Source organism: Sandaracinaceae bacterium (assembly GCA_020633055.1).
Lineage (GTDB): Bacteria > Myxococcota_A > Polyangia > Polyangiales > Houyiibacteriaceae > JADJJE01.
In genome coordinates this window covers 1-6,242 of the sequence record JACKEJ010000022.1, presented here as the reverse complement: position 1 = coordinate 6,242, position 6,242 = coordinate 1, and the positions used below count along the sequence as shown (strand labels likewise).

General features: G+C 70.5%; 6 protein-coding genes. 3 read left to right on the top strand and 3 right to left on the bottom strand.

What is annotated here, in order from left to right:
• The first annotated feature begins 516 nt into the window (after positions 1-516).
• The 3 genes from ltrA to H6726_32660 all read left to right on the top strand — a co-directional run bounded on the left by ltrA (position 517) and on the right by H6726_32660 (position 3,791).
• Positions 517-2,016 (top strand): group II intron reverse transcriptase/maturase, encoded by a 1,500-nt coding sequence (gene ltrA / locus H6726_32670; GenBank protein ID MCB9662439.1) that lies wholly within the window; start codon positions 517-519, stop codon positions 2,014-2,016.
• A gap of 150 nt (positions 2,017-2,166) precedes the next feature.
• Positions 2,167-2,781 (top strand): TetR/AcrR family transcriptional regulator, encoded by a 615-nt coding sequence (locus H6726_32665; protein ID MCB9662438.1) that lies wholly within the window; start codon positions 2,167-2,169, stop codon positions 2,779-2,781.
• Between the two features lie 224 nt (positions 2,782-3,005).
• Positions 3,006-3,791: a sterol desaturase family protein gene (locus H6726_32660; protein ID MCB9662437.1), complete on the top strand. Its 786-nt coding sequence runs from the start codon at positions 3,006-3,008 to the stop codon at positions 3,789-3,791.
• A 46-nt stretch (positions 3,792-3,837) separates the two neighbouring features.
• Here the strand turns inward: H6726_32660 and H6726_32655 are convergent, their stop codons facing one another.
• From H6726_32655 to H6726_32645, 3 genes are all read right to left on the bottom strand, one after another.
• The gene (locus tag H6726_32655) at positions 3,838-4,776 is read right to left on the bottom strand and encodes a zinc ABC transporter substrate-binding protein (protein ID MCB9662436.1); all 939 of its coding nucleotides are present in this window, start codon (positions 4,774-4,776) and stop codon (positions 3,838-3,840) included.
• 17 nt (positions 4,777-4,793) lie between these two features.
• Positions 4,794-5,966, bottom strand: coding sequence for an ABC transporter permease (locus H6726_32650; protein ID MCB9662435.1), 1,173 nt, complete (start codon positions 5,964-5,966; stop codon positions 4,794-4,796).
• Positions 5,963-6,242: ATP-binding cassette domain-containing protein (locus tag H6726_32645; protein MCB9662434.1), on the bottom strand; the 280-nt coding region annotated here is incomplete at its 5' end. The genes H6726_32645 and H6726_32650, both read right to left, overlap by 4 nt.

The window sequence follows — 6,242 nt, the reverse complement described above, 5'->3', positions numbered from 1 at the left end:
CTCGGTACACGAACGACAAGGATCCCGATCCACCGTGCGCCGGTCGTACCCCGGGGGGGGAGCCCGGGAATTCTTCCGCGAATCGCCGCGGTGAGCGTGCGCATGCGGGACGGTGGCCAGCGATTCGCGGAAGAAATCCCTGGCTCCGTGAAAGCGCCGTTGAACCGGTGAGGAGCAAGGAATGCAAGAGTCCTACGGCGAAGGGCTAGCCACCCACGCCGGCCCCGAGTCATGCGCCTCGACCCGCGAGGGTGGGGGTGAAGCGTTGACAGGGGTACGTGCAGGCCGGACGTCGAGCCGCGAAATGGGAATGAAGTTCGAGGGTGCCCACGCCGTACGGAGAGCGGAAGGCAACACGGGGCGGGCCGTCATGGCCAGGACCGCTCCGACCCCGCGCGGTCTGAGAACCCGAGCATGTACGGAAGCTCTTCACACGGGATGCGGGAGATCCCACGCCCGACCGGGTCGAGATGGTGACCCGGTCCGCGCCGTGAACCCGAGAGGGGTACTGCGGCGATGAACGGGCGTGGGAAGTCGGACGACCCCGTAGTACCGGGGAACCCTGCGAACAAGGGTGGCGGTGCGCCGCGACCTGCGGAGCGGGGGGAGGGAAGGGGGTCGGCCAAGAGGAATCCGCCCAGGCGTACCAGGGACCGGACGCAGCGACGGGCCTCCCTGCAACAGGCGCTGGACCGGATACGACAAGCAGCAGAACGGGACAAGACGCAACGGTTCACGACCCTCTGGCATCACGTCTACGACACCGACCGACTTCGGGAGGCCTACTTCAGCCTCAACCGCAAGAGCGCACCGGGCGTCGATCGGGTGACGTGGGAGGACTACGGGAAGGAGCTGGAGGCCAACCTCCAGGACCTCGCCGGACGCCTCCAGCGAGGGGGGTACCGGGCCCGCCCCGTGGAACGCACCTACATCCCGAAAGCGGACGGGCGTCAGCGCCCGATCGGCAAGCCCGTGTTGGAGGACAAGATCGTCCAACGCTCGGCGGCGGCGGTGGTAGGGGCGGTGTACGAGGTGGATTTCCTGGGATTCTCGTACGGGTTCCGACCGGGCCGCAAGCAGCACGACGCGCTGGACGCGGTGACGGTGGGCATCACGCGGCGGAAGGTGAACTGGGTGCTCGATGCCGACATCCGTGGGTTCTTCGATGCCATCGACCACGGCTGGCTGGTGAAGTTCCTCGAGCACCGCATCGCGGACGAGCGCGTCCTACGCCATGTCAAGAAGTGGCTGGCAGCGGGCGTGATGGAGGATGGCGAGTGGGTTCAAGCGGAGAAGGGCTCTCCGCAGGGTGGCAGCATCAGCCCCCTGCTGGCGAACATCTATCTCCACTACGTGTTCGATCTGTGGGCGCATCAATGGCGACAGCGGCACGCGCAGGGTGACGTGATCATCGTGCGGTACGCGGACGACATCGTGATGGGCTTCCAGTACGCGGCGGACGGCGAACGGTTTCGGGAAGCGCTGGTGGAACGCTTTCGCCAGTTCGGCCTGGAGCTGAACACCGACAAGACGCGGATGATCGAGTTCGGGCGGTTCGCCGCGACGAACCGGCAACGACACGGCCAAGGGAAGCCGGAGAGTTTCGACTTCCTGGGGTTCACCCACATCTGCGCGAGGACGCGAGAGGGCTGGTTCCATGTCCTGCGCCGCACCACACGCTCGCGGCTCCGGGCGTACGCCCGCAAGATCCACGACGAGCTCCGACGCCGCACGCACGACCCGATCCGGGACGTGGGTGCCTGGCTGATGGCCTCGTGGAGGGGCTACGAGCAGTACCACGCCGTACCGGGCAACCTGGCGACCCTCTGGGCCCTGCGCGACGACCTGATCCGCCGATGGCGGCTCCGGCTACGTCGCCGCAGCCAAAGGGGCTACGTGACCTGGGAACGCATGGACACCCTCGCAAAGCGCTTCCTCCCGTACCCCGAACAGCGACACCCCTACCCGTACGAACGCTTGTGCGTTACCACTCAAGGCAGGAGCCCGGTGCGGTAGTGCCGCACGCCGGGATCTGTGCGGGGGGCTCCGGGCAACCGGAGTCCCTACCGCGACACCCAGCCGCAGTCGTCAGACTCCAGAGAGCCGCTCCCGCTCGGCCCCCGCGCCCTGCTTGCCCCGTGAGGTGCTGCCGGGTGTGATGGGGGGATGGGAAAGGTGCCGACCGCTGTCGAGCTCTTTGGTCGTGGCGCGGAGCCGCGCGACACCCGCGAGCGCATCCTGCACGTAGCGCTCGACCTCTTCTACGGCAACGGGTTCCACGCTGTCGGCCTCGATCGCATCCTCGCGGAGGTCGGCGTCACCAAGACGACCTTCTACAACCACTTCCCGAGCCGCGAGGATCTCGTCCTCGAGTGCGTGAAGGTCCGGGACGTGTGGGAGCGCGAGGCCTTCGAGCGCGCCGTTCGCGCGCGTGCTGGCTACGACCCGCGCGCGCTGTTGCTCGCGATCTTCGACGTGATGGACGACTGGTTCAACGACCCTCGCTACCGCGGCTGTCTGTTCATCGCCGCGAGCGCCGAGTTCCCGTCGCGCCAGGATCCGGTCCACAAGGCCGCGGCCCAGCACTTCGCCTCCATGGAAGAGCAGATCCGGCTGATGGCGGAGGCGGCGGGCGTCGAGGACCCGGCCGCGCTGGCCACATCCTGGGTCCTGCTGCTGGAGGGCGCGGTCACGTACCGCCTCGTCACGGGCGACGACTCGGTGGCCAAGTCGGCCAAGGTCGTTGCCGAGCAGCTGCTCGCCGCCCAGCTGCCGGCCTGAACACGCACCTGGGACCGCGGTCCCTCGATCGCGTCAAGCGGCCCTCGGGCCCTGGCTTCCGGGCCCTGCGCCGCGCCACTTGACCCGAGGTGCGCGTGCACTTGACCACGAGTCCACCGCCGCGGAACCCCGAGTTTGTCCTCTTTCGACGTCGCTTCGCGTCTCTCCTTCGTGCGCGACATGCGCCGGCAGCCGGACGAGTCCGGCCCTTCGGAGACCCGACGATGATCGACCTTGCCAACGGGGTGGCCTTCTGGAGCCTCCCCGCCTTCCTTCTCCTCGACCTCGCGGTGCGCGGTCGTCGCTTCGAGACCACGCGGTGGTGGCGCCTGCGGGCGTCTCTCGTGACCGTGTTCACGTTCTTCTGGGCCACGGCCGTGGCCGTGTTCTGGGGCGAACGTCTCGCTGGCGTGGCGCTGCTCGACGGCAGCGTGCTCGGCACCTGGGGTGGAGCAGCCGCGGGCATCCTCGTGTACGAGCTGTTCCACTACGGCTACCACCGGCTGGTGCACCGGTCCGATCGCCTGTGGCGCATCCACCAGATGCACCACAGCGCCGAGGCCAACGATGCCTTCGGTGCCAACTACATCCACCCGCTCGATGCGGCGGCGTTCGTCACGATCGCCAGCATCGTGTTCTTCCCGCTGCTGGGCCTCACACCCGAGGCCGGTGCGATTGCGGGTGCGTTCGTGGCGTTCAACGCCGTGTTCCAGCACGCCAACATCCGTACCCCCCGCTGGCTGGGCTACATCATCCAGCGCCCCGAGAGCCACCAGGTCCACCACGGTGTGCATCGCTGGAACTACAGCGACCTGCCGCTCGTGGACATGCTCTTCGGCACGTTCCGCAACCCGGCGCGCTACGAGGGCACCGTGGGCTTCTACCGCGGCGCGTCGGCGCGCATCCCCGAGATGCTCGTGGGCCTGGACGTGACGCGCCCGGGCGCCGCGGCGGACGTCGAGGTGCGCACGCCCCGCCGTCGCGCGGTGGTCACGCGATCCATCCTGTGAGGCCGTGGACGAGGGGGCCGGCGCCGGACGCGGCGTCGGCTCCCGCTCACTGCGCGCGAAGGGCGGCGTCGAGACGCTCGAGGCCCGCGCGGAACGCGGCCAGCACGTCGCGCCCCGCGGCACGGTCCTTGGGGAGCGACACGTCGCCGATGGGCAACACCACGCTGGTGAGTCCGGTGGCCGCCTCGACAGCCGCCGTGGTTTCCGCGGATGGCGTCCACGGCCAGAGCAGCACCCACGCTGCGTGACCCGCGAGGCGTTCCTTCAGCTGGTCGAGTGCCGCGGCATCGGGTGCCTTCTCGGGGACCCAGGCGAGGTCCACGGTGGTCCAGCCCAGCCGTCGGGCGAGGTACCCGTAGACGGGGTGCGCCGTCACGATGACCTGGCCGGCGCTCAGCCTACGCACGGCGGCAGCGGCCTTCGCCGTGGCCGCGAGCTCGTCGTCGAGCGCCTTGGCGCGCGCGTCGATGCGCTCGGCAGCGTCCGGCCGCACGGCGCGCAGCGCGCGCCGCACGGCTTCAGCCTGCTCGCGCAGGAGCGACGGGTCCACGAACGTGTAGCCGTCCAGGCCCTCGTGGCTGTGCGCTCCGCCCGGGCCGTGGCTGTGGACGGTGGCGTCCTTGACCTTGCGCAGCGGCTCCTTGATCAGGGCCGTCGTCTTCACGAGACGTGCGCGCGGGAGGCTCACCTTGTCGAGCCAGCGCTCGTAGCCCGCGCCGTTGGCGAGCACCACGTCGGCCTGCTGCAGGGCGGACACGGCCTCCCCGGTGGGCCGCCACCACGCGGGATCCTCGTCACCCGGCAGCGGCGCGATGACGCGCACGTCGTCGCCGCCCAGGCGCGTCGCGATCACGCGCAGGAGCTCGAACGTGGCGGCAACCGTGGGGGGGCCGGAGCGTGCCGCGGGGCCGGGGGCCGACGTCTCGCCGCCGCAGCCGGCAAGCAGGAGGCCCAGGCCGAGCAGCACGATCGAAGCGAGGCGCATCGCAGTCTCCGGTGGCGTCAGGACGGCAGGCCCAGCGCGCGGGCCAGGACCCGCGCGAGCGCCCATCCTGCCACCGACGCGAGCGCGGCCGCAGCCACGAGCACCACACCCACCTCGATCCCGAGCAGCGCGGCCACACGCGCCCGCGACACGCCGAGGCGGCGCAACGTGAGCAGCTCGCGCTCGCGCGTCCGGATCGTGAGCGCCACCACGAGCACCAGCAGCAGTGCCGTGGCGATGCCGACGAGCCACGTCTGGGCATCGAAGAAGCGCTTGAGCGACGCCACGAAGCCGAGCAGCTCGTCCACGACTTCGGTGGGTTGGAGCATCTGGGCGTCCTTCGCCACGCCGTAGCGACCGAGCAGGATCGTGCGTCCACGCTCGTCGTTCGGCCACACGAGGATGCCCGTGAGCGGCATGTCGGCCAGCTCGCCGTGCAGGTGGAACGAGTCGAGGTTGTCCGCGGTGACCTCGGTGTACTGCACGATGCCGCTGTCGAGGCGCGGCGCGCCCTGGTCGTCGTGGCCGAGAACGCGCGCCGGATCCTGCTGCGCGGCGTCGGCGTGGCCGTGCAGGAGCCCTTCGACGAGCCACGTGGTCTGCAGGTCGGTGAACACGGCCTCGTCGTCGGCCGAGCCGCTCGGCGCGAGGACGCCCACGACGCGCAGGCGCACGGGGTACTCGATGCCCATCCCCAGCAGGCCGTCGGCGTCCGTGAGCACGTGACCATCCACGCCGACGCCGCTCCGCTCGGCCGCCGTGGCACCCAGCACCGCTTCGCCCAGGATGGCTGGCAGCCGCCCTTGGGCCGGGTGCAGCCCGCGCCGTTCGAAGTAGTCGTACGACGTGCCCACGAGCGGCAGGCCGCCCGCGCTGTGCCGCACGAGAAGCGGAACGGCCACGCCCCGGCCGTCCCCTTCGACGCGATCGATCTCGCGCATCGACGTGCTGCCCGGCGTGCGCCCGCGGAACCACAGGCTGGAGACGACCAGGTCATAGCGGCTGCCGGGCGCACCCACGACGTAGGGGGTGGCAACGGCGCGCGCGCGCATCCGATCACCCTGCGCCGCCATGAGACGGCTCACGGTGATCGGCAGCAGGAACGCCAGCGCCAGGCAGCCGACGAGCAGCAGCGTGCGCCCGCGGTGGAAGGCGAGCCAGCGCGCGGCCAGACGGACGAGGCCGCTCATCGCGCAGCCTCCGCGCCCTGGATCGCGCCGAGGTCGAGCACGTGGTCGAAGCGGTCCAGACGCGTGCGGTCGTGCGTGACGACGAGCAGGGTGGCTCCTCCTTGGCGCGCGGCGTCGAGCAACAGGTCCACGACGTGGGCTGCGCTGGTCGGGTCCAGGTTGCCGGTGGGCTCGTCGGCCAACAGCAAAGGAGGCCGTGTGGCCAGCGCGCGGCAGACGGCGCCGCGCTGCCGTTCCCCCTGGCTCAAGCGTGCGGGTCGGCGACCTAGGTGCGCG